Source organism: Nocardia aobensis NBRC 100429 (assembly GCF_000308375.1).
GTDB classification, from domain to species: Bacteria; Actinomycetota; Actinomycetes; order Mycobacteriales; family Mycobacteriaceae; genus Nocardia; species Nocardia aobensis.
The window spans coordinates 16,191-40,261 of sequence record NZ_BAFQ01000293.1 but is presented as its reverse complement, the minus strand read 5'-3'; the positions used below and the strand labels follow the sequence as shown (position 1 = coordinate 40,261).

General features: G+C 69.6%; 23 protein-coding genes. 8 read left to right on the top strand and 15 right to left on the bottom strand.

Annotated elements, in window-relative coordinates; translation table 11 throughout:
• Positions 1-66: 66 nt before the first annotated feature.
• Positions 67-741 carry a hemerythrin domain-containing protein gene (locus RJ03_RS32340; RefSeq protein ID WP_036510102.1) on the top strand — a complete coding sequence of 225 codons (675 nt, stop codon included), beginning with the start codon at positions 67-69 and terminating at the stop codon, positions 739-741.
• A 19-nt stretch (positions 742-760) separates the two neighbouring features.
• Here the strand turns inward: RJ03_RS32340 and RJ03_RS32335 are convergent, their stop codons facing one another.
• From RJ03_RS32335 to RJ03_RS32325, 3 genes are read right to left on the bottom strand one after another with little or no spacing between them, the layout of a single operon-like run.
• Positions 761-1,672, bottom strand: a complete 912-nt coding sequence (locus RJ03_RS32335) for an ArgK/MeaB family GTPase (RefSeq protein WP_036510099.1) — start codon at positions 1,670-1,672, stop codon at positions 761-763.
• On the bottom strand, positions 1,669-2,814 hold the full coding sequence (locus RJ03_RS32330) for a thiolase family protein (RefSeq protein WP_036510094.1): 1,146 nt from the start codon (positions 2,812-2,814) through the stop codon (positions 1,669-1,671). Before RJ03_RS32330 ends, RJ03_RS32335 begins: the two co-directional genes overlap by 4 nt.
• A complete protein-coding gene (locus tag RJ03_RS32325; protein WP_036510090.1) occupies positions 2,807-4,243 on the bottom strand; it encodes a class I adenylate-forming enzyme family protein in 1,437 nt (478 codons plus the stop codon). The genes RJ03_RS32330 and RJ03_RS32325 overlap by 8 nt, the downstream gene beginning before the upstream one ends.
• Before the next feature lie 53 nt (positions 4,244-4,296).
• Between RJ03_RS32325 and RJ03_RS32320 the strand changes: the two genes are divergently transcribed.
• Both RJ03_RS32320 and RJ03_RS32315 read left to right on the top strand, forming a co-directional pair.
• On the top strand, positions 4,297-5,061 hold the full coding sequence (locus tag RJ03_RS32320; RefSeq protein WP_036510086.1) for an SDR family NAD(P)-dependent oxidoreductase: 765 nt from the start codon (positions 4,297-4,299) through the stop codon (positions 5,059-5,061).
• Complete coding sequence (locus RJ03_RS32315; protein ID WP_036510083.1) at positions 5,058-5,807, top strand: SDR family NAD(P)-dependent oxidoreductase; 750 nt, start codon at positions 5,058-5,060, stop codon at positions 5,805-5,807. The genes RJ03_RS32320 and RJ03_RS32315 overlap by 4 nt, the downstream gene beginning before the upstream one ends.
• A gap of 13 nt (positions 5,808-5,820) precedes the next feature.
• Here the strand turns inward: RJ03_RS32315 and RJ03_RS32310 are convergent, their stop codons facing one another.
• Genes RJ03_RS32310 through RJ03_RS32290 form a run of 5 tightly spaced genes read right to left on the bottom strand, consistent with a single transcriptional unit; the run spans position 5,821 to position 10,835 of the window.
• A complete protein-coding gene (locus RJ03_RS32310) occupies positions 5,821-6,633 on the bottom strand; it encodes an LLM class flavin-dependent oxidoreductase (protein ID WP_051025572.1) in 813 nt (270 codons plus the stop codon).
• 59 nt (positions 6,634-6,692) lie between these two features.
• Positions 6,693-7,472, bottom strand: coding sequence for an enoyl-CoA hydratase/isomerase family protein (locus tag RJ03_RS32305; protein WP_036510076.1), 780 nt, complete (start codon positions 7,470-7,472; stop codon positions 6,693-6,695).
• Between the two features lies 1 nt (position 7,473).
• On the bottom strand, positions 7,474-8,562 hold the full coding sequence (locus RJ03_RS32300; protein WP_036510072.1) for an acyl-CoA dehydrogenase family protein: 1,089 nt from the start codon (positions 8,560-8,562) through the stop codon (positions 7,474-7,476).
• On the bottom strand, positions 8,549-9,454 hold the full coding sequence (locus tag RJ03_RS32295; RefSeq protein ID WP_036510191.1) for an acyl-CoA dehydrogenase family protein: 906 nt from the start codon (positions 9,452-9,454) through the stop codon (positions 8,549-8,551). Before RJ03_RS32295 ends, RJ03_RS32300 begins: the two co-directional genes overlap by 14 nt.
• The gene (locus RJ03_RS32290) at positions 9,432-10,835 is read right to left on the bottom strand and encodes a class I adenylate-forming enzyme family protein (RefSeq protein WP_036510067.1); all 1,404 of its coding nucleotides are present in this window, start codon (positions 10,833-10,835) and stop codon (positions 9,432-9,434) included. The genes RJ03_RS32295 and RJ03_RS32290 overlap by 23 nt, the downstream gene beginning before the upstream one ends.
• Positions 10,836-10,908: 73 nt before the next feature.
• On the opposite strand from RJ03_RS32290, the gene RJ03_RS32285 reads away from it, so the two are divergent.
• Positions 10,909-11,925 carry a ferredoxin--NADP reductase gene (locus RJ03_RS32285; RefSeq protein ID WP_036510064.1) on the top strand — a complete coding sequence of 339 codons (1,017 nt, stop codon included), beginning with the start codon at positions 10,909-10,911 and terminating at the stop codon, positions 11,923-11,925.
• 96 nt (positions 11,926-12,021) lie between these two features.
• On the opposite strand, the gene RJ03_RS32280 is transcribed toward RJ03_RS32285, so the two are convergent.
• The gene (locus tag RJ03_RS32280; RefSeq protein ID WP_083871500.1) at positions 12,022-13,137 is read right to left on the bottom strand and encodes a CaiB/BaiF CoA transferase family protein; all 1,116 of its coding nucleotides are present in this window, start codon (positions 13,135-13,137) and stop codon (positions 12,022-12,024) included.
• Entirely contained in the window at positions 13,134-14,090 is a 957-nt protein-coding gene (locus tag RJ03_RS32275) for a TIGR03564 family F420-dependent LLM class oxidoreductase (protein WP_036510185.1), read from the bottom strand. Before RJ03_RS32275 ends, RJ03_RS32280 begins: the two co-directional genes overlap by 4 nt.
• 659 nt (positions 14,091-14,749) lie before the next feature.
• Here RJ03_RS32275 and RJ03_RS32270 point away from each other — a divergent pair.
• The 3 genes from RJ03_RS32270 to RJ03_RS38710 all read left to right on the top strand — a co-directional run bounded on the left by RJ03_RS32270 (position 14,750) and on the right by RJ03_RS38710 (position 19,768).
• On the top strand, positions 14,750-18,022 hold the full coding sequence (locus tag RJ03_RS32270) for an arabinosyltransferase domain-containing protein (protein WP_036510061.1): 3,273 nt from the start codon (positions 14,750-14,752) through the stop codon (positions 18,020-18,022).
• Between the two features lie 36 nt (positions 18,023-18,058).
• Entirely contained in the window at positions 18,059-18,841 is a 783-nt protein-coding gene (locus tag RJ03_RS32265; protein ID WP_036510059.1) for a Mut7-C RNAse domain-containing protein, read from the top strand.
• A 495-nt stretch (positions 18,842-19,336) separates the two neighbouring features.
• Complete coding sequence (locus RJ03_RS38710; RefSeq protein WP_232329137.1) at positions 19,337-19,768, top strand: hypothetical protein; 432 nt, start codon at positions 19,337-19,339, stop codon at positions 19,766-19,768.
• A 37-nt stretch (positions 19,769-19,805) separates the two neighbouring features.
• Here RJ03_RS38710 and RJ03_RS37600 read toward each other — a convergent pair whose 3' ends face one another.
• A complete protein-coding gene (locus RJ03_RS37600; protein WP_157104230.1) occupies positions 19,806-19,943 on the bottom strand; it encodes an Rv1535 domain-containing protein in 138 nt (45 codons plus the stop codon).
• Between the two features lie 63 nt (positions 19,944-20,006).
• On the opposite strand from RJ03_RS37600, the gene RJ03_RS32250 reads away from it, so the two are divergent.
• The gene (locus RJ03_RS32250; RefSeq protein WP_036510052.1) at positions 20,007-20,273 is read left to right on the top strand and encodes a hypothetical protein; all 267 of its coding nucleotides are present in this window, start codon (positions 20,007-20,009) and stop codon (positions 20,271-20,273) included.
• 39 nt (positions 20,274-20,312) lie between these two features.
• On the opposite strand, the gene RJ03_RS32245 is transcribed toward RJ03_RS32250, so the two are convergent.
• The 4 genes from RJ03_RS32245 to RJ03_RS32230 are packed head-to-tail and all read right to left on the bottom strand — an operon-like array spanning position 20,313 to position 24,071.
• Positions 20,313-21,062, bottom strand: coding sequence for a polysaccharide deacetylase family protein (locus RJ03_RS32245; protein ID WP_051025566.1), 750 nt, complete (start codon positions 21,060-21,062; stop codon positions 20,313-20,315).
• A complete protein-coding gene (galE, locus tag RJ03_RS32240; RefSeq protein ID WP_036510049.1) occupies positions 21,059-22,045 on the bottom strand; it encodes a UDP-glucose 4-epimerase GalE in 987 nt (328 codons plus the stop codon). The genes RJ03_RS32245 and galE overlap by 4 nt, the downstream gene beginning before the upstream one ends.
• Positions 22,042-22,959 carry a DMT family transporter gene (locus RJ03_RS32235; protein WP_051025565.1) on the bottom strand — a complete coding sequence of 306 codons (918 nt, stop codon included), beginning with the start codon at positions 22,957-22,959 and terminating at the stop codon, positions 22,042-22,044. The genes galE and RJ03_RS32235 overlap by 4 nt, the downstream gene beginning before the upstream one ends.
• Positions 22,956-24,071 (bottom strand): glycosyltransferase family protein, encoded by a 1,116-nt coding sequence (locus RJ03_RS32230; protein ID WP_036510046.1) that lies wholly within the window; start codon positions 24,069-24,071, stop codon positions 22,956-22,958. Before RJ03_RS32230 ends, RJ03_RS32235 begins: the two co-directional genes overlap by 4 nt.

Genomic DNA, 24,071 nt, shown 5'->3' with positions numbered 1-24,071 from the left:
TCTCGAGTCGGCTGCAAGCGGCCGGCGTCACCCTCGTCGCAGTTCTCGACACCGACAGGAGCCGCCATGTCCACCGCCGCTGCGCCCACCCGCCCCGATACCTTCGACATGCTCGTTGTGCACAACGCCTTTCGCAGTCACTTCCGCGCGCTTCCCGGCCTCGTCGCCCGGGTCGATGCGGGCGAGGTCGAGCGCGCCCGGCAGCTCGCGGCGTTCCTGGACGAGTTGTGCACCGGACTGCACGAGCATCACACCGGCGAGGACGAGCTGATGTGGCCGCTGCTGCTCGAACGCGCCCCGATGCATGCCGGCGCGATACTGCGCATGGAGGAACAGCACGAGCGCATCGCGGAGCTGGTTCGGCGCGCGCGGCGTGACGCGGACGAATTCGCGACGGCCGCATCGGCTTCGGTGCGTGATCGGCTCGCCGAAACCCTGCGGACGCTCGCCGCCGCCCTGGACGAACACCTGGCCGAAGAGGAACGCCAGGTCCTGGCCGTCGTCGAGGAGGTCATGACCGTCGCGGAGTGGCGGGCTCTCGGCGAGCGCGGCCGCGCGCAGATGCCGAGGAACCGCCAACTGGTCTTTCTCGGCTTCATGATGCACACGGCGTCCGAATCCCAGCGGCGCAAACTTCTCGCGGAGATGCCGCCGGCGGCCCGCCTGGCCTGGCGGGTGCTCGGGCGGCGCGGCTTCGCCCGGGAGTATCGCGCGATCTACCGCCGCGATCCCGAGTGGTGAGCGACCACCCCCCGCGCGCTCACCACCGGATGGCCGGCGCCGGAACGGCGGCGGAGCGTGGCACCAGCCGTTCCGCGGCGGTATAGGCATCCACCGTCCCTGCGGCGACGTCCGCGGCGAGGCGGTCCAGATCCGGGTGGGCTCGCACTCGGGTGTGCACCAGCGACAGGATCTGCACGCGGGCGCGGGCGATGCGGCGTTCCGGGTCGTCGCCGCGCTGGTGCGCGTCGATGGCCCGGGCCAGTTCGGGTATTCCGGTGCCGTTCTCGGCGACGAGGGTGAGGATGGGGGCCGACGATTCACCGCGCAGTTCCCGCACCGTCCGGTCGGCGCCGGGCCGGTCGGCCTTGTTCACCACGAGGATGTCGGCGACCTCCAGCAGCCCCGCCTTGGCGGCTTGAATCGCATCTCCCGCACCGGGATTCAGGATGACCACGGTCGGATCGGCGACCGCGGCGACCTCGATCTCCGATTGCCCGACCCCGACCGTCTCGACCACGATCCGGTCGTAGCCGAGGTCGGTGAGCAGCCGGATCGCGGCCGGCACCACGGCGGCCAGGCCGCCGATATGCCCACGGGTGGCCACCGAGCGGATCAGCACACCGGGGTCACCGACGTGGGCCGACATCCGGATGCGGTCACCGAGCAGGGCGCCGCCGCTGTAGGGCGAGGACGGATCCACCGCCAGGACGGCCACTCGTACCCCCTGCGCCCGGTACGTGCCGACCAGTGCCGCCACCGTGGTCGACTTCCCGGCGCCCGGCGGCCCGGTGACGCCCAGGACCCGAGGCGTGGCGACCGAGCCGAGCAGCGCGAGAACCTCGTCGCGGCTGCCGTTCTCGACCATGCTCAGCAGCCGCCCGGTGGCTCGCAGGGAACCGTCCCGGGCGGCGGTGAGCAGCCGCTTGGCCTCCCGCCCGGCGGTGGTCACGGGGCGGGCACCTCGACCACGGTCGCCGATCCCATCCCGCCACCGGCGCACAGCGCCGCGATACCGAATCCGCCACCGCGACGGCGCAATTCGTGGACCAGGGTGACGATCATGCGCGCGCCGGTGGCGGCCACGGGATGCCCCAGCGAGCAGCCGCTGCCGCTGTAGTTCACCCGCTCGGGATCCAGGTCCAGCGCCTTGACCGCGGCCAGCGGAACCGAGGCGAAGGCCTCGTTGATTTCGATCAGCTTCACCTCCGACAGTGAGATACCCGCCCGCGCAACCGCTTTGGTGATCGCCTCGATCGGCGCCAGGCCGGTGTCGGCCGGGTCCACTCCCACCGACGCCCACGAGCGGATGACACCCAGCACCGGCAGGCCCAGCCGATCCGAGGCGATCGCCAGCGCGGCGGCGCCGTCGTTGGATCCGGAGGCGTTACCCGCGGTGACGGAGAACCCCTCGATCTCCGGATGCAGCACCTTCAGTCCCGCGAGGCGTTCCAGGCTGGTATCGCGGCGCGGATGTTCGTCGACGCAGAATTCGCCGTGCGGCGTTTCGATCGGGACGATCTCCTCCTTGAACCGGCCCTCGTCGATGGCCGCGATCGCGTTGCGGTGCGAACGCAAGGCCCAGGCGTCCATCTCCGCGCGCGAAATTCCGGCCTTGACGGCGGTATTCCAGCCGACGGTGATCGACATGTCCAGATTCGGCGCGTCCGGGCGGTTCGGATGCGACGGCGAGACCCACGGGTCGATCCATTCGTCGGCACCGACCCGGAACCGCACCCGCGGCCCGGTCGAATCGGAATTCACACCACCCGCGATGACGAGTTCGTCCATCCCCGCGCGGATTCCGGCCGCCGCGCTCTGCACCGCGGCCATTCCCGCCGCGCAGTGCCGGTTGGCGGCCAGACCCGGCACCGTGGTGAGCCCCGCCGTGACCGCCGCGTGGCGAGCCAGCACCCCGCCGCCGTAGCGGCCTTCGCCGAGGACGACGTCGTCCACCCGGCCCGGGTCGATATCGCGCGCGACCGCCGCGACCACGTGGTGGGCGAGGTCGAAGGCGTTGGTATCACGCAGCGTGCCCTTGCGCGCGGTGCCGATGGGGGTCCGCACGGCGGACACGATGACGGCTTCAGGCATGGGAGCTCTCCAATTCGGCGACGAGGTTGCGGCGCAACAGTTTTCCGGTTTCGGTCTTGGGCAGTTCGGCGCGGAACACGATCGCGTCGGGCGTCTTCGAGGACCGCATCCGCTCGCGCACCCACCGCTTGATCTCTTCGGGATCACCGGCCCCCACCACGACCGCGATCAGCCGCTGCCCCCATTCCGGGTCGGCCACCCCGATCACCGCGGCCTCGCTGATCCCGGGATGGGTCAGGAGCACGTCCTCGATTTCGGCCGGCGCGATGTTCTCCCCGCCGCGAATGATCGTGTCGTCGGCGCGGCCCTCGATGAACAGATAGCCGTCGCCGTCCAGCCTGCCCAGATCGCGGGTGCCGAACCAGCCGTTCGCGTCGAGCGCGGTGCGCGCACCGTATTCCCCCGAGATCTGCTCGCCGCGCACGAACACGAGGCCGGTCTGCCCGATGGGCAGCGATTCTCCCGCGGCGCTGCGGATGTCGAATTCGACGCCGGGCAGCGCCCGGCCGACGGAGCCCAGCCGCTCGCGGATCGCGGGATCGGTCGCGGCCTGCGCGGCGCGGTGATCCTCCGGGCCGAGCACCGCCACCGAGGAGGCGGTTTCGGTGAGGCCGTAGGCATTGACGAAGCCGGTGCCGGGGAACATCGCCAGCGCCCGCTCCAGTACCGGTCGCGGCATCCGCGAACCGCCGTAGGCCAGGCTCGCCAGTGTCGGTGTGTCCGCGGCGGCATTGTCGGCCGCGGTGACGATGCGGGCCAGCATGGTCGGCACCAGCATGGCGTGCGTGATCCGTTCGGCCCGAACAGTGTCCAGCCATCGCTGCGGGTCGAACGCGGGCAGATACACCACCCGGCGGCCGCTGTAGAGATTGGACAGCAGGTTGGTGAGGCCGGCGATGTGGTAGGGCGGCACCGACACCAGGGCGGCGTCGGATTCCGCGGCCGCGCCGAATTCCATCGTGTTCAGCAGGTAGGCCATCAGATGCCGGTGCCGCAGCAGCGCCGCCTTGGGTTCGGAGGTGGTGCCGCTGGTGTAGATGATCGCGGCCACCGCCTCACCGTCCCACGGTGCCGGCTGCGGTTCCGGATCGGGCTGTGCCGCATCGATTTCCACCAGGGCGTCCAGATCCTCGGGGCGCAGCACCCGCGCACCCGGATGCCGTGCCAGCAGTGCCGACAGCTGGTGTTCGCCGAGTCGATAGTTCAGCGGCACGAACGGCACCGCGGCCAGGACCGCGCCGAACAGCGCCACCGGATAGGCCAGGTGGTTCGCGCCCAGATACAGCACCGCCGAACTGTCGGCGAAGTCCGCGGCCGCGCGGCGCGCCAGCCGTAGCAGCTGCGCCGCCGTGAGAGATCGGCCGTCGACGGTGATCACCGGCCGGTTTCCGGCCGAGGCCGCCATCTCGAGGATCATGCTAATGTTCATGAGAACATTATTCTCTCAGTAAGAGAGTGTTGATTTCAAGAGAGGGCAGTGTCATGGAGATCAGCGGTAGCTCCGCGATCGTGGTGGGCGGAACCGGCGGACTGGGCGAGGCGACCGTGCGACGGCTGCACGCCGCGGGAGCCAGGGTGGTGGTGGCCGACGTCGCCGACGACAAGGGCAAGGAGCTCGCCGCCGAACTCGGTATCCGCTATGTGCACACCGATGCCACCAGCGAGGAGTCGGTGCAGGCGGCGATCGCCGAGGCGCGATCGCTGGGCCCGCTGCGCATCTCGGTGGACGCGCACGGCGGACCGGCCAGCGGCGGCCGATTGGTCGGCAAGGACGGCAGCCCGCTCGCGCTGGACGGCTTCCGCACCACGATCGAGTTCTATCTCACCGCCGTGTTCAACGTGCTGCGGCTCTCGGCCGCGGCGATCGCGCAGTCGGAGCCGGAAGAGGAGGGCCGGCGCGGTGTCATCGTCAACACCGCCTCGATCGCCGCCTACGAGGGCCAGATCGGGCAGTTGCCGTATTCGGCGGCCAAGGGCGGCGTGGTCGGCATGACCCTGGTCGCCGCACGCGACCTGTCGCCGCTGGGTATCCGGGTGGTGACCATCGCACCCGGCACGTTCAACACCCCGGCCTACGGTAAGGCGGCCGATCAGCTGGAAACCTATTGGGGCAAACAGGTTCCGCATCCCAAGCGGATGGGCCGGTCCCCGGAATACGCGCAACTGGTGCAGTCCATCGTGGAGAACGATTACCTCAACGGTGAGGTCATCCGCCTCGACGGCGCGCTGCGCTTTCCGCCCAAATGACCGCTCTGACGGGCAAAGTCGCGTTCGTGGCGGGCGCCAGCCGTGGTATCGGCGCCGCGATCGCACACGGTCTGGCGGCGGCGGGGGCCGAGGTGGCCGTCGCCGCTCGCTCGCGGGAACCAGGGCGGTTACCCGGAACCATCCACTCGGTGGCGCAGCGCATCACCGCATCCGGCGGCCGGGCCCTGCCGGTGGCGTGCGACGTCACCGACGCCGAATCGGTCGACACTGCTCTGGCGGCAACGATTTCCGCATTCGGCGGAATCGACATCGTCGTCGCGAATGCCGGAGTCCTCGCGCTGAGCCCGATCGAATCCACCCCGGACGCGCGCTGGCAGCGCTGCCTGGACGTCAACCTCACCGGCGTCTTCCATGTCACCCGGGCCGCGATTCCGCTGCTGCGCGCCCGTGGTGGCGGTTCGATGATCGCCATCACGACCACTGGTGTCGGCATGCTCGATCGCGGCGCCAACGCCTATTGGATATCCAAGGCCGCGGTGGAACGCATGTATCTGGGGCTGGCGGCCGATCTGCGTGCGGACAATGTCGCGGTGAACTGCCTGTGCCCCTCGCGAGTGGTTCTCACCGAGGGTTGGCAGGCGGGCGGGGGCGGACGGCGGATTCCCCCCGAGATGGTCGAGCCACCGGAAACGATGGCGGAGGCCGCGGTACTGCTCGCCGGGCAGGACGCGAGCGGCATCACCGGATCGGTTCAGCAGTCGGAAGTGCTACTGGCACAACGGTAGCGCCCTCCGGGCGCTACGGCCGGGCGCCCCGCACGCCACCGATGACTGCCTCACCGAATTCGGCGAGAGTCTCCGGTTTCGCGAAATCGGTGAACCAGACGTAGAACCGTTCGACGCCCTGCTCGACGGCAGCGGCGAAGTGGGCGATCAGCTCCTCGGCCTTTCCGCACACCAATCCGCTTGCCAGATAACCGAATCGGCGCAGGCTCAGCGCACGCACCTGGCCGGGATCGGCGCCGCGGCCTACGAAACCCACCAACTGCTGGGTGGACACGCGCGCCGACCCCGCCTCCGCCCGCAGTCGCGGCAGCCGGTCGAGCTGGTTGGCCGGCAGGTTCCACCAGTCCGCGTAGCGACGCACCAGCGCCATGGTGGCGGGACCGGACCCGCCGATCACGATCGGGATCCGCGAGGTCGGCATAGGTGCCAGGGCGAGGTCCCCCTCGCCCGCCCAATACCGCGGCAGCAGCGCCAGTGTGCGTTCCAGCCGGGCCCGGCGGGCGGGGCCGTCCTCGTGGCCGATGTCGAAATCGGTCAGCTCCTTCGGCACCGACCCCGAACCGAGCCCGAGTTCGAACCGGCCACCGCTCGCCTCCTGCAGCGCCACCGCCTGTTTCGCCAGCATCGCGGGATGGCGCAGCGCATCACAGAGCACCAGGTGACCGATGCGCAACCGTTCGGTGCGCGCGGCCACCCAGGCGGCCACCGTCATCGCCTCCCACAGCGGCTGCTGTTCGGCGCCGGGCGCCCGCAGATGATCGATGAAGGCGATACCGTCGAATCCGCCGGTCTCGGCCGCGCGGGCCCGCGCCACGATATCGGCCATATCGAGCCGGATCTGCGGAAGGAACAGGTACCACTGCGAATCACCCTCCTGTGCCACGGCTACCTCTTCGCGCCGTTCTTCGGCGCCGACAACCGAGCCAGATTGGTACGCAGATCCTCCGATTGGAAGGTCAGATCCTCGGCGGTGAGCGCGAAGTCGAGCGTGGCCAGCACCGCCCGCTCGAGGTGCAGGTTCAATATCCGTTTGGTGGATTCGACTGCCTGCCTGGGCAACCGGAGGATCCGCTCGGCGCAGGCGCGCGCCTCGGCGACCGGATCGGCGACCACGTGATTGACCAAACCCATCTCCCGCGCCCGCTCGGCCGGGATCCGGTCGCCGGTCAGCGCGTACTCCTTGGCCAGCAGCAGGCTGGTGTGCAGCGGCCAGGTCAGCGGGCCGCCGTCGGCGGCCACCAGGCCCACCTGCACGTGCGGATCGGCCAGATAGGCCTGTTCGGCGATGTAGACGATATCGCTGAGGGCGACCAGACTGCAGCCCAAGCCGACGGCGGGCCCGTTCACGGCGGCCACGACCGGAACCCGGCATCGCGCCATCCCGAGCACGATATCGCGACCGTGCGCAATGGTTTTCGCACGCAACTCGGCGTCGCGGCTCAGTTCGCCGAGGTATGCGAAGTCGCCGCCGGCGGAGAAGGCGCGCCCGGCGCCGGTGAGCACCGCGACGCGGGCCTCCCGATCCGCACCGAGCCGGGGCCACAGCCGGGCCAGCCCGGTGTGCAGCGCGTCGTCGACCGCGTTGAGCGCGTCGGGACGGTTCAAGGTGATGATGCGAACCGGGCCCTCGGCCCGGACGTCGACTTCGGCGGGCAGGTCGTACATGTCAGGCTCCCAATCCGAGTATGCGGGCGGCGATGATGTTCTTCTGAATCTGCGAGGTGCCGCCCATGACGCTCTGGGCGCGGCTGTAGAGGTAGGTGCCGAACATGTCGGCGTCGTCGGTGCCGGCGACGGTCAGCGCGGCGTGGCCGACGGCCTGATCCACCCAGGTCATGAGCAGTTTGTCGAGTGAGCCGTCGGGGCCGTGCGAGACGCCGTCCAGCTGTTCGGACAGACGCCGCCGCACATGCAGCCGCAGCATCTCCGATTGCACTGCCGCCCAGGTCAATTCGTCGGGCACCGGCCCGTCGACGCGGTCGGCCAGCACGCGCACCGTCTTGGCGTAGCGGGCCGAATAGCCGAGTGTCGACGGTTCCCGTTCGTGACCGACCACGGTCATCGCCAGCTTCCAGCCTTCACCCGGCGCGCCGACCATCCGGTCGGCGGGAACGGTGGCGCCGTCGAAACCGACCTGACCGAATTCGGTGGTGATACCACTGATCATGCGCAGCGGCCGCTGCTGCACACCCGGCTGCTTCATCGACACGATGAAGGCCGAAATCCCTTTGTGCCGTGGCGCTTGCGGATCGGTGCGGGCCAGTAGCAGACACCAGTCCGCGACATCGGAGTAGCTGGTCCAGATCTTGTGGCCGTGGATCACGTAGTGGTCGCCGTCGAGGGTGGCGCTGGTGGTGAGTGCGGCGAGATCCGATCCGGCGCCCGGTTCGCTGAAGCCCTGGCACCAGCGTTCGGTGCCGTCGATCATGCCGGGCAGGAATCGCTGCTGCAGGTCCTTGCCGGCGTGACGGCCCAGTCCCTGGATCAGATAGCCCAGACTCGGCCGGGGCGGGGCGCCCGCGCGGGCCAGTTCCTCGTCGACGATCACGTCGTAGACCGGCGGCAGATCGTGTCCGCCGAACTCCTTCGGCCACGACGACCCGAAGAAGCCCGCCTGGTACAGGGCGCGGTGCCACTCCCCTTGGCGGGCCCAGTATTCGTCCCCGGAAGTCGGGAAGTCGCCGGCGACCTCGGACAGCCAGCGGCGCAACCGTTCCCGGAATTCGGCCTCGGCCGGTGAGTCACGAAAGTCCACGGGCGATCTCCTCCAGACGGACGGGAAACAGTTCGGTCGAGACCAGGACGCGGCGAAGATAGATGTGCGCCAGGCATTCCCAGGTGTTGCCGATGCCGCCGTGCACCTGGATGGCGGTTTCGCAGACGGTGCGGGCGGCGCGGGCGCAGTAGATCTTGGCGATGCGGGCGGCACGCACCGCCTCGTCGGGCGCCAGTTCGTCCACCCCCCAGGCGGCGTAGCGCAGCACACTGACCGAACCTTCGATCAGCGCCTGCGATTCGGCGAGCAGGTGCGCGACGGCTTGATAGGAGCCGATCGTCTCGCCGTACTGTGCACGGACTTTCGCGTAGTCGACGGCCAGCCGCTGCGCGCCCCGGGCGGCGCCCAGCAGATCCGCGGTGGTGCCGACCAGCGCGAGCGCGAACCATTGCGACGCCTGATCGGCCGACAGTTCCCCGATGTGTTCGAGCCGTCCGTCGAGGCCGGCCGCCGTCCGGGTCGGATCCGCGAGCGGTGCGGCGGACCCCAGCCGGCCGGCCAGCACCTGGCCGTCGGCGAGTACCACCGCTCGATCGCATCCGGCCGCGTCGACGGCGCGGCCACGCACTCCCAGCGTCCAACGCCCCTCGTCTCCGGCGGGGTGGCCGCGCAGGTCATCGGCCAGCACCGGTCCCAGAAACGCCACATCGACCAGTCCGCGCCCGAACTCCTCGGCCACCATCGCCACTTCCACACCCGACGCGCCGTCGGAGCGCAGGGCTCGCCATCCGGTCAGCTCGACGGTCTTGTCCAGCCGCGTGATCCGCTCCCGATCGGCCAGGTCCGCCACCGAACCGGGGCCCAGATCGTCGGCCAATTTCGCCGCGGCATCACGTAATTGGCGCTGTTCACTGGTCAGACGGACGTCCATAGCGCTCCTCGAGAACTCGGCGCAGCACCTTGCCGGACGGCAGGCGCGGGATTTCGGGGACGAAGACCACCCGGCGCAACCGCTTGTATCCGGCCAGGCGATCGGCGACCAGCGCGGACAACTCCTCCGCGGTGACCGGCGCGGCGGCCGACACCGCGGCGACGATCGCCTCGCCGTCGGCGCCGTCGGCCACGCCGAAGACCGCGCAGTCGGCGACCGCCGGATGCCCGTGCAGGACGGATTCGATTTCGGCGGGCGCGACCTGGAAGCCGCGGACCTTGATCATCTCCTTCACCCGGTCGGTGATGCGGACCCAGCCGTCGGTGTCGATCCAGCCGACGTCGCCGGTGCGATACCAGCCGTCCACCACGGCCCCCGCGTCGGCGCCGTCGGGCAGATAGCCCGCCATCAGCGACGGCGACCGCGCCTGGAGTTCCCCGATCTCCCCGGGCGGCAACGGTTTTCCGTCGTCGAGCGACACCGTCCGCAGGCACACCCCGGGCGCGGCCCGTCCCACCGTGTCCAGCCGGGCGCCCTCGATCGGATTGCAGGCCAGCACCGGCAATTCGGTGGCGCCGTAGGCCGGCAGCCAGCGCACGCCCGTGCGGCGGGTGACGGTTTCGGCCACACTCACCGTCACCGGCGTCGCGCCCCACATGATGTAGCGCAGCGAGGACAGGTCGAACGATTCCAACTCCGGATGCGAGGCGATGGCCAGCGCGATCGGTGCCACCGCCATCTCCACGGTGATCCGGTCGCGTTCGATGCTGCGCAGCATCGACTCCGGATCGAAGCGGCGATGCAGCCGCATCCAGGCGCCGACGCGCAGCGCGGTGACGATGTTGAGCAGGCCGAGGATATGGGACGGCGGGGTCAGGATCTGGATTCGGTCGTCGCTACCCAGCTCGAGCACCTGCTGCCAGTCGCGCACCGCGGCGTCGAACGAGGCGTGGGTGTGGCGCACCGCCTTCGGCAGGCCGGTCGTGCCGGAGCTGAACACCAGCACCGCATCCGATTTCGGATCCGGCGGGTCGAATTCTTCGCGACTGGGCGTGATCGGTTCGTCGAGATCGAGCATGGGCATCAGTTCGGCCAGTACGGGATGGTCACCGATCGCGAATCCCGGGGTGGTGATCGCGAGCGCGTGCTCGGCCTCGGCTCGCCGCCACGCCGGGCTCAGCAGGACCACGGCCGCGCCGAGCTTCCACGCGGCCAGCACCGCGAGGACGAATTCCGGGCGGTTGGACGACATCACGGCGATCCGGCTGCCCGCCCGGGCCCCGCGATCGCGCAGCGTCCACGCGAGTCCGCCGGCCAGCTCGTCGAGCTGCGACAGGCTGTAGTGCCGATCGTCGAACACGATCGCCGTCGGCTCGGTCATGAGAAAATCCCATCTCGTTGAGGAGAACGCTATTCTCTTTGTATAAGAATCTTAATACCAGGAGAGGCGTTCCATGGCGAGTCCCCCGATGTTCCGGCCCGCGACCGTGACCCGGATCATGAAGGAGTGCGCCGATGCGCGGACCTTCGTGCTGGCCCCGCACGACGGCCCGCTCACCTATCGCGCCGGACAGTTCTGCACCTTCCGGGTCCGGGTCGACGGCATCGAGCTGTACCGGTCCTATTCGATGTCCAGCGCACCGGAAACCGACGCCGAACTGATGACCACGGTCAAACGGGTTCCGGGCGGCAAGGTCTCGAACTGGTTGCTGGACACCGTGTCCGAGGGCGACGAGATCGACATGGGCCGGCCCACCGGCCGATTCTGCCTGCGCGACACCGAGGTTCCGCTCCTGGGGTTCAGCGGCGGCAGCGGGATCACGCCGGTGTTGTCGCTGACCAAGAGCGCGCTGGCCACCACCGCGCGGCAGGTGCGACTGCTGTGCGCGGACCGCGACGCCGAGTCGGTCATCTTCGGCACCACGCTGCTCGAGCTGGCGGAGCGCTATCGCGGCCGGCTCCAGGTGGTCCGGCATCTCGACAGCGCGGCCGGACTACTCGATCCCGCGGCGGTGCGTGAGTTCGTCGGCGCGGACGGTCACGCCGACAGCTATGTATGCGGGCCGGAGAAATTCATGGAAATGGTGGAGGGGGCGCTTCCCGGCCCGGGGGTGGTCTTCAGCGAACGCTTCGGCGCACCGGTTCCCGAACTCGCCGCCCTCGAGAAAGCCACGCCCGCGACCGAATCCGGCACCCCCGGTGGCACCGTCACGATCTTCCTCAACCGCAGGAAGGCCACGGTCGCGCGCCACGCCGGCGAGACACTGCTGGAAAGTGCCCGCCGCGCGGGCCTGACCCCGCCGTTCTCCTGCGAATCCGGCAACTGCGCCACGTGTATGGCCCGGCTCAGCGAGGGCAGCGCCACGATGCGGGTGAACGACGCCCTCGCCGACGACGAGGTCGAGGACGGGTATGTCCTCACCTGCCAGGCGGTACCGGATAGCGAGTCGGTGACCGTCCATTACGAATGAGCGCCCGACGCCGGCGGTCGCCCTCGGTCGGCCGCCTCGGTTCCCGCCCGGTGGCGAGGGCGATGTGAGGGACGGTGCCGTCGGCCCGTTACCGGATCAAGTCACCGGCTCCGGACTGTCGTGCTCACCCAGCCGGGGCGGCGGGCCGTATTCCGGTGTGTAACCGTCGATTCGGATGGGCGAGGCCACCAGCCGGTAGGTCCCCGCCTCGGCCACCACTTCGGGAGTGGCGTCGAGCGCTTCGGGCAGCGTGCGCACCGCCGCGGCGGGAATGCCCAGTGGGCGCAGTCGCGCCTCCCAGCTTCGGGCATCGTCGCGGGCCAGCGCGGCGGTCACCGCGGCGAGCACCTCGGCTCGACGGGATACGCGTTCGGCCATGGTGTCGAATCCCGTCACCCCGGCCTCGGCGGCGAAGGTCTTCCAGAAGCGATCATGCGTGACGAACAGCGCCAGGTAACCGTCGGCGGTCGGAAACAGCTGCGCCGGAACGTAATACGAGTGCGCGCCGAACGGACGCCGCTGCGGGCGCTTGTCCTCGTTGAGGTAGGCCGCCGCGTGATAGTTCAATTGCGACAACATCACATCGCGCAGGCAGACGTCCACCTGACCGCCACGTCCGGACACGATCTGCGCGAGCAGACCCAGCGCCGCGGTCAGGCCGGTGGAGTTGTCGGCGGAGGAATAGCCGGGCAGGGTCGGCGGTCCGTCCGGATCGCCGGTGAGCGCCGCGACCCCCGTGGCGGCCTGCACGATGTAGTCGAAGGCCGGATCGTCGCCACCGTAGAGGCCGAATCCGGTGATCGCGACGCAGACGACGGCCGGGTTGAATTCCCGCAGCGACGCATAGGTCAGACCGAGCCGGTGGATCGCGGACGGTTTCAAATTCACCAGCAGCGCATGCGAATTCGCGACCAGCTCACCCAGGCGCGCCCGGCCGTCCACACTGCCGGGATCGAGCCGGATACTGCGCTTGCCGCGGTTCAGGCTCGCGAAGTAGCTGTCGCCGACCTGCCGGGAGATGTCGCCGCCGGCCGGTTCCAGCTTGGTGACCTCGGCGCCCAGGTCCGCGAGCATCATCGTCGCGTACGGACCGGCGAGCATGGTGCCGACCTCGAGAATGCGAATCCCAGCCAGCGGGCCGGCGGAGCTGCGCTGCGGTGAAGCTACGGTCCGCGGGTCCGAGCCGAGCGCCGGAGAAGCGTTGGCGCTCATCGTAATTCCCGGGCCAGTTCCGCGATCATCTCCCGGGTGCGGCGCTTCGATGCGATCAGTTCGTCGCGGCTCTCGCCGATCGGCAGCAGCCGGATCGAGACATCGGTGGCGCCCGCCTCCGCGAAACGGCGCAGTCCGGCGGCGATGGCGGCCTCGTCACCGGCGACGCAGATGTCACCGACGTCGCGGGCGTCCCCCTGTTCGAGCAGGCGCTGATAGTTGGGCGAGATCTCCGCTTCGCCGAGAATGCGATTGGCCCGCGCCTTCGCCTCCTCGACCTCTCCCGCCCGGCACAGGCAGACCGGCAGCCCCGCCACGATGCGCGGCGGTTTCCGGCCCGCATCGGCCGCGGCCCGGGTGATCTTGGGCGTCACATGATCGGCGATCGCGCGTTCGTCGGCCATCCACAGAATCGTTCCGTCGGCCCGCTCTCCCGCGATGCGCAACATCACCGGTCCGAGCGCGGCCACCAGCACCGGCACCGGAGCGACCGGGCCCAGATCGAGCGGATTGTGCACGGTGAATGTGTCGTTCTCCACGTCGACCGCGCCCGGGCCGGCGAGTCCCGCCACCAGCACATCCAGATAGTCACGGGTGTAGGCCGCCGGACGCTCGTACGGCAAGCCGAGCATGTCACGCACGATCCAGTGATGCGAGGGGCCCACCCCCAGCGCCAGCCGCCCACCCGCGGCGGCCTGCGCCGACACCGCCTGGCGGGCCAGCGCGATCGGATGTTGCGCCTGCAGCGGCACCACGGCGGTCCCCAATTCTATGCGGCGAGTCCGCAACCCCATTGCCGCGACGGTGATCAGCGCGTCGAAATCGCTGGGAATCTGCGGAATCCACGCGGTGTCGAGCCCGGCATCCTCGGCCCAGGCGACGTCGTCGAGCATCCGGCTCAGCTTGCGCGCGGAATCCCCCTTCTCCGGTCCGATCATCACTCCGACACGCACGAAGACCTCCAACCCGCCGCTACGCCGGGCGACCATGTCACCCACTGATGAATACGGTACTTGCGAAAAAAGAGAATGCCAATACCGCTACCGCGGCCGGCGCGGCGACTACGAACGGCTTCCGACCGGCCTTCCGCCCAGGGAACGGCAGGTGCGAACCCGTACGGCATATCCGCCCGCGACATGGGTCCGCGCGGGCATCGAAAGGCGTTCTCGCCGCCTCGTCGAGCGATGAGTTCCGACATAAGTTCCGTACGCCGCCAGGGCGGCGGAACCGACCGTGGCCACGACGACAATCATCAGATACAGCAACACCGCGTCTCCTCCCGTCCGAGAGCGTGTTACCCACGATCGATGTCTGCAGACCGTGGATCGAGCAGGTCGCCACAACCCGCACTCCTTATCGATCGGAATACCCCGCCGAATAGTTACGTGAGTTAAGCAACCGCGGGTGAGTGAGAGCGCCCCGTGAAAGCCGTTGTCGCCGACCTGAATCGACCGTCCGATCAGCGGGCGATGTCGGCCCGCGCGCAACTCGCCGACCGGAGGCGTCCGCGCCCTCGGAACCCGCCGTCGACTCGGCCGCAGATCCTGAGCGCAGACTGAGAACAACAGACGAAATACCGGATAACAGAAGCGTCACGCTAGCATCGGCGACCGTGGTCGACACGATGGTGAGGGCGGACGGTGCGCCTACTGCAGGCGCGACACCCAGGGCCTCGGGTAGACAGCGCGGCGATTGGGCCGGACCGATAGCGTTCCTCGCCGGGCTGCTGGGCGCGTTGTGCGCCGTCGCGGTGCCGCTGCTGCCGGTGAAGGTGGACCACACCACGCTGTCGTGGCCGCAACAGGACTCTGCCCGCAGTGTCGACGCGCCGCTGGTCACCTACGCGCCGCTGACCTTCGATGCCACCATTCCCGGCCGGTCGATGACGCAGCTGAGCGCGCACGGCGGCGTGCTGGCGTCGACGTTGCCCGCCGGAGCGCCGCAACTCGAGAAGTACGGGTTCGTCGCGCGCGTGCGACCGGCACAGGACGGTAAGGCCGCGCAACTCGAGGTCGTGTTGCGCAATCAGTCGCTGCTCACCACACCGATCGATGCGATAGCCGACGGCACCTTGACCGTGCACGCCGATATGTCGTCGACCAAGGTCGGTATCACCGGATCGGATATCGAGGCCGCCACCTTGCCGCCGGGTGACTGGCGGCCCCAGGTGGTCGGCATCTTCAGCGACCTCCCCAAGGCCGAGGGCGTCAAGGTCGTCGCGCAGGTCGACAGCCGGTTCTCGGTGACGCCGACCGTCCTCAAACGCGCGGCCGAAGTTCTGGCGGTCGTGTTCACGCTGGTCGCGCTGGCGGCGCTGTACCGGCTGGACCGCACCGACGGCCGGCGTTCGAGGCGGCTGCTTCCGCAGCGGTGGCGCACGTTCACCGGCGTCGACCTCGTCGTCTTCGCCACGCTGCTGGTGTGGCATTTCATCGGGGCCACCACCTCCGACGACGGCTATCAGTTCGGGATGGCACGGACCTCGCTGGTGTCGGGATATATGGCCAACTACTTCCGGTTCTTCGGCGTTCCGGAGAACCCGGTCGGCACGCCGCCGTACGACATCATCGCGCACATGTCGGAGATCAGCGTCGCGAGCCCGTGGATGCGGCTGCCGACGCTGCTGGCGGCCGTGGTCACCTGGCTGGCGCTGAGCCGGGAGGTGATCCCGCGGCTCGGTGTGGCCGTGCGCCACGACAAGGTGGCGGTGTGGACGGGCGCGCTGGCGTTCCTGGCCGTGTGGCTGCCCTACAACAACGGGCTGCGGCCCGAGCCGGTCGTCGCCGTCTGCGTACTGCTCACCTGGTGCCTCGTGGAGCGCGCCATCGCGACGCACCGGCTGCTGCCGTATGCCCTCGCGATCCTGATCGCCGCGTTCAGTTTCACCGCCGCGCCCTCGGGGATCATCTGTCTGGCGCCGCTGCTGGCGGGACTGCGTTCGGCCGTCGGATTCGGTGTTCCGCGAGCGCGTGAACTCGCCGGTGCCCGGCACGGAACCCCGGTGCCGGCCGCCGCCTGGATCCGGGCGTACGGGGCGCTGCTCGCGCCGCTGGCCGCGGCCGGAATGCTGGTGCTGGCCTTCGCTTTCGCCGTCGAACCGCTCTCGGCGATGTTCGAGATGCAGCGCGTGCACAACCTCGTCGGCCCCTCGGACCCCTGGTACAACGACTACCTGAACTACCAGTGGCTGTTCATGCCGTCGGCCGACGGTTCCATCGCCCGCCGCTTCGGCATGGTCGCGATGTGGCTGAGCCTGCTGGTCTGCGTCTTCGTTCTGCTGCGCAAGGGCGGCCGCATTCCGTTCACCGCGCCCGGACCGGCGCGGCGGCTGCTCGGTGTGACCTTCGGGGCCATGGTGCTGATGGCGACCTGCCCGACGAAATTCACCCATCACAACGGGGTGTACGCCGGGCTGGCGGGATCGGTGGCGGTCCTCACCGCGGTCGCGGTGGGGCCCCGGGTGATGCGTTCACCACGCAACCGCGCCCTGTTCGCGGCGGTGGTGGCGCTGGCGATGGCGCAGATCTTCACCAGCGTCAACCAGTGGTGGTGGGTATCGAGTTTCGGCGTCCCGTGGTGGAACGAGCCCCCTGCCGTTCTCGGCATCGGGTTCAGCAAGATCTTCCTGATCATCGCCGCGCTGTGCCTGCTGCTGGCGATCTGGTGGCATGTGCGGGCGCCCAAACCCGGCATCCCGCACCGGGTTTCGCCGCGCGCGTGGCGCCTGGCGAAGTTCCCGCCACTGATGGCGGCCGCGGCGATCCTGGTGGTGTTCGAGGTGTTCTCGTTCACCGCGGGCGCGGTGGCGCAATATCCGGGATTCTCGCTGGCATCCTCGAATATCCATGCGGTAGTGGGCAATCCGTGCGGATTGGCCAACAAGGTCCTGGTCGAAACCGATCCCAACGCCTCGATGATGCAGCCGCTGGTCGGCGACCAGTTCTCCACCTTCACCTCCGGTGCGCGCGGATTCGTGCCCGACGGCGTCGGTGACGTCATGTCTCCCGATGAGAAGGAGGAGACCAGCAGCATCGCCAAATCCTTCGGCGACAAACCCGGTACCGGCGAGTCGGCCACCCAGACCGGCGGCGCCCCACTGCCGTACGGGCTCGATGCGGCGACCACGCCGGAACTCGGCACCTACGGCGAGGAGCAGCCCGCCGATCTCGTCACCGGCTGGTACCGCCTGCCCGCCCAGCACGACCGCAGCGACATCGTCTCGATCGCCGCGGCGGGGCGCATCCAGGCGGTGGGTCCGAACAACGGATATGTCGGTGGTGAGCCGGTGGAGATCGAATACGGCAGCACCGACTCCCCGACCAGCGCACACGCACTCGGACGGGTGACCCCGATCGACATCGGCCCGGCGCCGTCGTGGCGGAACCTGCGAGTCCCCTTGGACCGAATACCCGCCGCCGCCAACGTGATCCGCATCGTGGCCAAGGATCACAACCTCGATCCACAGCGCTGGGTGGCGCTGACTCCCCCGCGCATACCGAAGACGCACACCCTCAACGACCTGGTCGGCTCGAAGCAACCGGTGCTCCTGGACTGGGCCGTGGGCCTGCAGTTCCCGTGTCAGCGTCCCTTCGACCACAAGGACGGCATCGCCCAGGTACCGGACTGGCGCATCCTGCCCAACCGCCTGGGCGCGGCCGACACCACGATGTGGGAAAGCCACGCGGGCGGCGGTCCGCTGGGCTGGAGTCAGCAATTGCTGCGCTCGCAGACCCTGGCCACCTACCTCGCCTTCGACTGGGACCAGGATTGGGGCGAACTGCAACGCCTCACGCCCATCGATCCCTCGGCGGTCCCGGCGAACCCGGCGGTCACCCAGGAGACCCACAGCGGACTGTGGTCACCGGGCCATATCTACACCTGGTAATCGCGTCGCGTCCCGGAGCAGGACGACAATGACCGCATGACCGCGAGTGTCGAGCTGCGGGTGTATGCCGAGCTGAACGACTTCGTGCCGCCGGGCGCACGGTACGTCGCGCAGCGGCGTCCGATCCGTCCGCATCAGACCGTGAAAGACATCGTCGAGGCCGCGGGCATCCCGCATACCGAGGTCGACCTCATGCTGGTGAACGGTGAATCCGTCGATTTCGGTCACCACCCGCGGCCGGGCGATCGGCTCGCCGCCTACCCGGTGTTCGAGACCCTCGACATCGGGCCGTCCACGCGGGTCCGTCCCCGCCCGCTGCGCGATCCGCGTTTCATCGTGGACGTCAATCTCGGCGGGCTCGCCCGGCTCATGCGGTTGATGGGCCTCGACGCCCGAATCCCCTCGGACACCGACGATGCCGCGCTGGCAACGGCCGCCGCCGACGAACACCGGATCATCCTCACCCGCGACCGCGGACTCCTGAAGCGCCGCAATGTGACCCACGGCGTCTTCGTGCGCTCGAACCGGCCCTTCGATCAGCTCGTCGAGGTGATCCGCCGGCTCGATCTGGCCGACCGGCTGATACCGTTCAGCCGCTGCCTGCCCTGCGGGGGCCTGCTGACCGACGTGGCCGAACGGGACGTCATCGACAGGCTCGAACCACTCACCCGCAAGTACTACGACACTTTCAGAGAATGCCGGGATTGCCACCGGATCTACTGGGAGGGTTCGCATCAGCGGCGACTCGACGACCTCGTCACCAGAATTCGAGCCGCGGTCGGAGCGGATCGCCAGGTGCGCCCTCCCACCCGCGACTAGATCATCCACCGCGACGGTGACACGTTTCCACCGGCACCGGCGCAACCGGTGCCCGCCACACGTCCCGCGCTAGATGCAGAAGCTGACGCTCGCCGATCCGGCCGGAAGGTTCAGACACACGGAAAGCCACTGAATCTGCGTCGCCTGAGCAGCTGTGTCACTGGTCGCCGGCCGGTCGGTCGCGGGCGCCGCGGCCGAGGCGATAGCGGGGGCGGCGGCTCCCAAGGTCAACGTGGTGACGGCCGCCGCGACGGCAAGACCAATCCTTCGAGACATCGCAATTCTTCCTCGAGAGTCCGGACTACACACGCCAATTCTCCGCCCGCCGCCGCATCGACCACAAGGGTCCGTCGGCACTCGACCGGACGAGGCACGCCGTCGCGGGGAGTGCCGGCGCATGTTTCATCTCGGTCGCCGCCCCCGGCGCGACCCCACGCCACGAGTAGACTGCAGCTTGCTCGCAGATGTCCACAAGGTGAACTCAAGGGAGTGACGATGGACCTTCTCGAGGGTGGGGTAAAAGCAATTTCGTGGACGGCCGATGCGACCACATCCGCGGCCGGGGCGGTGGGCGGCGCTGCGGTCAACGGTGTTCTCGGCGGCATGCAGGGCGTCGTGTCCGGCGTGCGCAGCGGACTGAGCAGCGGCAGTCATTCGACGCCGGCGGCCGCGCTCACGCTGGCCGCGATCGGAGCTACGGGAGTCGTGGACTGGCCTGTGCTGTTGGGCGTGGGTGGCACCGCACTCGTGATCCGGAAGCTCATTTCGCACCCGGACCAGCGACCGGCATCCGCGACCGATGCTCCTGCCGCGCGTGACGAGCAGCAGGCGCCCGGTGAGCGACCGGCCCTCCCCAGCGACGACGAGGGGAAGCCCCCCGCCGGGGAGACCGCGACCGGATCGCGGCACGTACCGAGCAAGGCTTAGCCCGCGGCGGTGTCGGCTCAGGCGTAGCGTGGGGCGATCAGCGTGATGATTCGCCGACGACGTCGATCACGCCCAGGCGCCACAACACCGCGTACAACTCGCGCAGCGGGACGGTCAGCACCTGCGTCAGTGCGCCCGTCAGCGGATCCCGGCCGCCTACATCAGAGGTCCTCACGATGGACACTGTGCCGAACCCAGGCGTCGAGACCCCGAATATCACATGACCGGGAGGCAACATATGGCCGACGAAACGCACACCAGCCACCGGAACGCGGTCGACAAGGTCATGGCCGCGCACAGTTTCGCGGTGGAACTTCCCCTGCTCGGCCGAGTACCGGTCCCCCGCCCCGAACAGCTGGCCTACTACGGCGCACTCGGCGCCCTGGCCGCCGCGGAGATCATCGAATGGCCGGTCGCGCTGGTGCTGGCCGGCGGCCACTGGCTCGCGGAGAATCAACACAACCGCGTGGCCCACGAGATCGGCGAAGCCCTCGAAGACGCCTGACACCGGGCCGTGCCGGCGAGGTGAGTCCCAGCGATCGGGCTACCCGGTGCGGCTGCGCGGAGCATGCCGAGCGGTATGCGTCCGCTCCGCGAGAGAGCCGACGACCAGGCCACGCTCGGCGCATTCGTCCACGATCCGCGGGATCGCGCCGAGGGTCGCGCGACACGCGCCGGATGCCGATGTGCAGTCGGAGTCGTGTAGCAGGACGGTGGCACCGGGCCGAAGTTCGCGGACCACCCGGTGTGCCACGGTGTCCGGCGTAGCGGTCCGCACCCAGTCCTTCCCGCACGCCGTCCACAGCACCGGCGTCAGTTCCAGCCGCCGGGCCGTGGCCAGCGCCGCGGCCGAGAGTATCCCGTACGGCGGTCGATAGTGCCGCGGCCTGCTCCCCGTCGCCTCCGTGATCAGGTCATACCCGCGGGCGATGTCGCGGTACGTCGATACGGGCCCGCGCGCCAGCAGGCAGCGGTGACTCCACCCGTGCACCGCCACCTCGTGCCCGGCGGCGACGATCTCCGCGCCGAGCGCAGGCGCCCGCTCGAGCATCGAGCCGAGCAGAAAGAACGTCGCGTGCACGCGCGCGGCGGCCAGTGCGTCGAGGATGGCCGGCGTCGATTCCGGATCCGGGCCGTCGTCGAAGGTCAGTGCGACTGTGCCGGTCTCCGAGTGTCCGGACAGGCCGGGGGTCAGGCGGGTGCGAACCGTCGAGATCGCCGTGACCGATGGGAGGGCATTCAGCAGGACCGCACCGGCACCGGCGGTCGCCACGTGCGCGACAGCGGATTTCATGCGCCCGTCAGCCCGCCTCGCACACCACACCGGGCTTCCCATTCGCTGCCCAGCATCTCCGCCAGTCCCAGCCGCGCCCGCCACCCCAGTTCGTCGCCGATCCTCGCGATGTCGGCGATCACCCGGGGCGGGTCCCCCGGCCGTCGGTCGCCGACGAGATGGCGGAATCGTTCGCCGGTCACCGCGCGGGCGGCAACGAGAATTTCGAATACCGAGTACCCGCGCCCGGTTCCGACGTTGTAGACCGAAGTACCCGGCTGTCCACACTCGAGCCGTTCGGCCGCACTGACGTGTGCGTTCGCGACGTCGAGCACGTGCACGAAGTCGCGGACACAGGATCCGTCCGGCGTCGGGTAGTCGGCACCGAAGACGACCGGGGGGCGACCGGACGAAATCGCTTGCAGGACATTGGGTACCAGCCCCGTCGCATTCCGGTCACCGAGCCCGGGGCCGCCCGCCCCGGCGACGTTGAAATAGCGCAGAACGGTCGAGTTCAGCCTGTCGAATTCCGCGGCGGCGTCGGCGACGATCCACTCGCAGGCGAGTTTGCTGCGCCCGTAGGGGTTGATCGGGCGCGGCGGTGCGTGTTCGCCGACCGATCCGTCACCGGTCTGCGAACCGTATACCGCTGCGCTGGAGGAGAATACGAGATGCTCGACGCCGGTGGCATGCATCGCGGCGAGCAGGGTGCGCGTGCCACCCGTGTTCTGCTCGTAGTACTCGAGCGGATGGGTCACCGAGTCCACCGCGGACTTCCGGCCGGCGAGGTGGGCGACACCGGTGATCTCGTAGTCGCGCAGGACGGCGGTCACGGCCGCGAAATCGGTGATCGACGCCGCGACCGTCGCGACGTCGTCGGGGATCACGGCACGGCGGCCGGTCGAGAAGTCGTCGAGGACGACCACGGGCCGTCCGGCCGCGAGCAGAGCGCGCACCACGTGCGATCCGATATAACCGCCGCCACCGGTCACGAGCCAGGTCACCCTGCACTCCTCGTGGTCAGGTCGGTGTCCGCCTCGATGCCGCGCGCGGCCGCCGCGCGGTCGCGACCGAGACATGTCACACCGACGGATATCGCCACCAACGCGACCGCGAAGGCGGCACCCGCCCGGCCAGCGGGTACCTCGTCACCGAGCACGGTGATCCCGAGCACGACGGGAACGAGCGAGGACACGACGCTGGTGACCGGGAAGGTGAGCACGGCCGCGCCCGCCTGCAGTCCGCGCTGGAGCAGGCTGATCGCGAGCAGCGAGCACACTGCCAGCACATACGGTGTCGGGGTGGCGAGCAGCCGCCAGGGGTCGTGGACATCGAAGGTCAATCCGAACTGCCGTGTCGCGACCGTCGCGATGCCGTAGGCGATTCCGGCCGCGGCGCCGAAACCGAGCGCGGCGACCCATGCCCGGCCGGTTCTCGACCCGAGATCCCCGGCGACCGCCCCGGCTCCCGCGGCCACCGCGCCCACGACGGCGAACAGCACCATCTGTCCGTCCGAAGCCGGGGAACCGAGGGATGATTCGCCGGCGAACGCATACGCCATCAGACCGGTGCCGAGCACCATCGCGACGATCCCGTACCGGCCCACGGCGGCCAGCCGCTCACCGAGCCCGCGCCGGGCCAGCACGACCAGGAACACCATATCCAGGGTCAGCAAGGGCGCGACCAGCGTCGCCGGCGCGATCGAGAACGCGTATGCCTCGGCCGCGAAACCGCCTATCTCACAAGTCAATCCGAGCAGCCACAGGGGCCGCACGGCCAGCCGGGCCAACAGCGCGAGCCCCAGGCCGCCGCCCGGGGCGGTCTGCCGTGCCGCCGCGGCCTGCACCACCGGCGCGCAACCGTACAGTGCCGCGGCCACGACCACCGCGGGCAATCCGTGGGTCAGCGACTGATTCACGGCGCGGGCGCCGCCCAGCCGGCCGGCCCGACCCGTTCCAGCACGGCACCGAAGGCTTCCTCCCACGCCGTGGGCTCGACGGCGACCCGAGGCGACGATGGTTCCACCCGCTGCAGACACGCCGAAACGGAACGCCGGATCGCCTCCGGCTGCGCGGACGTGACCGCGGCGCCGCCGCGCACGAGCTCCTGGTGAAGGTTTTCCCGGCCGTGTCCGGGCACGACGTCGAGCAGCAACAGGTCCCGGCCGATGACTCTCGCCTCCGCGCAGGTGTCGCCCGACGAGGTGACGACGAGATCGGCAGCGGCCATCAGCGTGGGGATCTCGTCGGTGAAACCGAACGGGACGACCCGGTCCGTCGCCGCGGCCAGCGATCGCAACCGGGATTCCAGTCCGGCATTGCGGCCCGCCACCGCGAGCACATGGACGCCTGCGCGCGCGATCAGGTCGGCCGCCTCGACCAGCGGGCCGATACCCCAGGCCCCCGATATGAGCAACACGCACTCCGCATCCGGAGGCACGCCCAGCGCCTCCCGCGCCTCGGCCTGCGTCGGCGCCAGGTAGAACTGCGGGCGCACCGGCGCGGGCACCACCGCGATCTCCGCGTCCGGATCGAAGCGCCGGATGTAGCGGGCCGCCGGATCGGAGGTGACCAGGTATAGATCGGTGTTGTCGTGGACCCACAAGCGATGGGGACAGGTGTCGGTGCAGAACACCGCGTTCACGACATCGGGATGGCGCTCCTTGATGCGGCCGGCGGCGGCGGCGCCGGTCGCGAACACCGACACCAGCAACTCGACCGGCCGTTCACGCAGCCGTTCGTCGAGGGCGGGCACGAGGTAACGGCACGATGCCGCGTCGATGAACCGCGCCAGCCGGCCTCCGGAACGCAGTTGCCCGAAGTGGAAGGCGTCGTACAGGCCCGGCACGGCGAGCATGCCACGAAACACCCCTTCCCCGAGCCCACCTCGACGGTGCCCCATCATGCGCATGCTGTCGACGGTGTCGGTCGTCCAGCCACGCCGGCGCAGCGACACCGCGCACGCTTCGGCCATCACGTCGTGTCCCATGCCGAGCGAGCCGGACAGCAGCAGCGCGGAGGGCGTCGCCAT

Coding starts and splice junctions, on each gene's coding strand:
- RJ03_RS32315 (WP_036510083.1), top strand. CDS start 5,058: ATGACCGCTCTGACGGGCAAAGTCGCGTTCGTGGCGGGCGCCAGCCGT.
- RJ03_RS32310 (WP_051025572.1), bottom strand. CDS start 6,633: ATGGCCGATATCGTGGCGCGGGCCCGCGCGGCCGAGACCGGCGGATTC.
- RJ03_RS32330 (WP_036510094.1), bottom strand. CDS start 2,814: ATGCCTGAAGCCGTCATCGTGTCCGCCGTGCGGACCCCCATCGGCACC.
- RJ03_RS32265 (WP_036510059.1), top strand. CDS start 18,059: ATGACCGCGAGTGTCGAGCTGCGGGTGTATGCCGAGCTGAACGACTTC.
- RJ03_RS32290 (WP_036510067.1), bottom strand. CDS start 10,835: ATGACCGAGCCGACGGCGATCGTGTTCGACGATCGGCACTACAGCCTG.
- RJ03_RS32245 (WP_051025566.1), bottom strand. CDS start 21,062: ATGAAATCCGCTGTCGCGCACGTGGCGACCGCCGGTGCCGGTGCGGTC.
- RJ03_RS32250 (WP_036510052.1), top strand. CDS start 20,007: ATGGCCGACGAAACGCACACCAGCCACCGGAACGCGGTCGACAAGGTC.
- RJ03_RS38710 (WP_232329137.1), top strand. CDS start 19,337: ATGGACCTTCTCGAGGGTGGGGTAAAAGCAATTTCGTGGACGGCCGAT.
- RJ03_RS32285 (WP_036510064.1), top strand. CDS start 10,909: ATGGCGAGTCCCCCGATGTTCCGGCCCGCGACCGTGACCCGGATCATG.
- RJ03_RS32320 (WP_036510086.1), top strand. CDS start 4,297: ATGGAGATCAGCGGTAGCTCCGCGATCGTGGTGGGCGGAACCGGCGGA.
- RJ03_RS32280 (WP_083871500.1), bottom strand. CDS start 13,137: ATGAGCGCCAACGCTTCTCCGGCGCTCGGCTCGGACCCGCGGACCGTA.
- RJ03_RS32305 (WP_036510076.1), bottom strand. CDS start 7,472: ATGTACGACCTGCCCGCCGAAGTCGACGTCCGGGCCGAGGGCCCGGTT.
- RJ03_RS32325 (WP_036510090.1), bottom strand. CDS start 4,243: ATGAACATTAGCATGATCCTCGAGATGGCGGCCTCGGCCGGAAACCGG.
- RJ03_RS32230 (WP_036510046.1), bottom strand. CDS start 24,071: ATGGCGACGCCCTCCGCGCTGCTGCTGTCCGGCTCGCTCGGCATGGGA.
- RJ03_RS32340 (WP_036510102.1), top strand. CDS start 67: ATGTCCACCGCCGCTGCGCCCACCCGCCCCGATACCTTCGACATGCTC.
- RJ03_RS32295 (WP_036510191.1), bottom strand. CDS start 9,454: ATGGACGTCCGTCTGACCAGTGAACAGCGCCAATTACGTGATGCCGCG.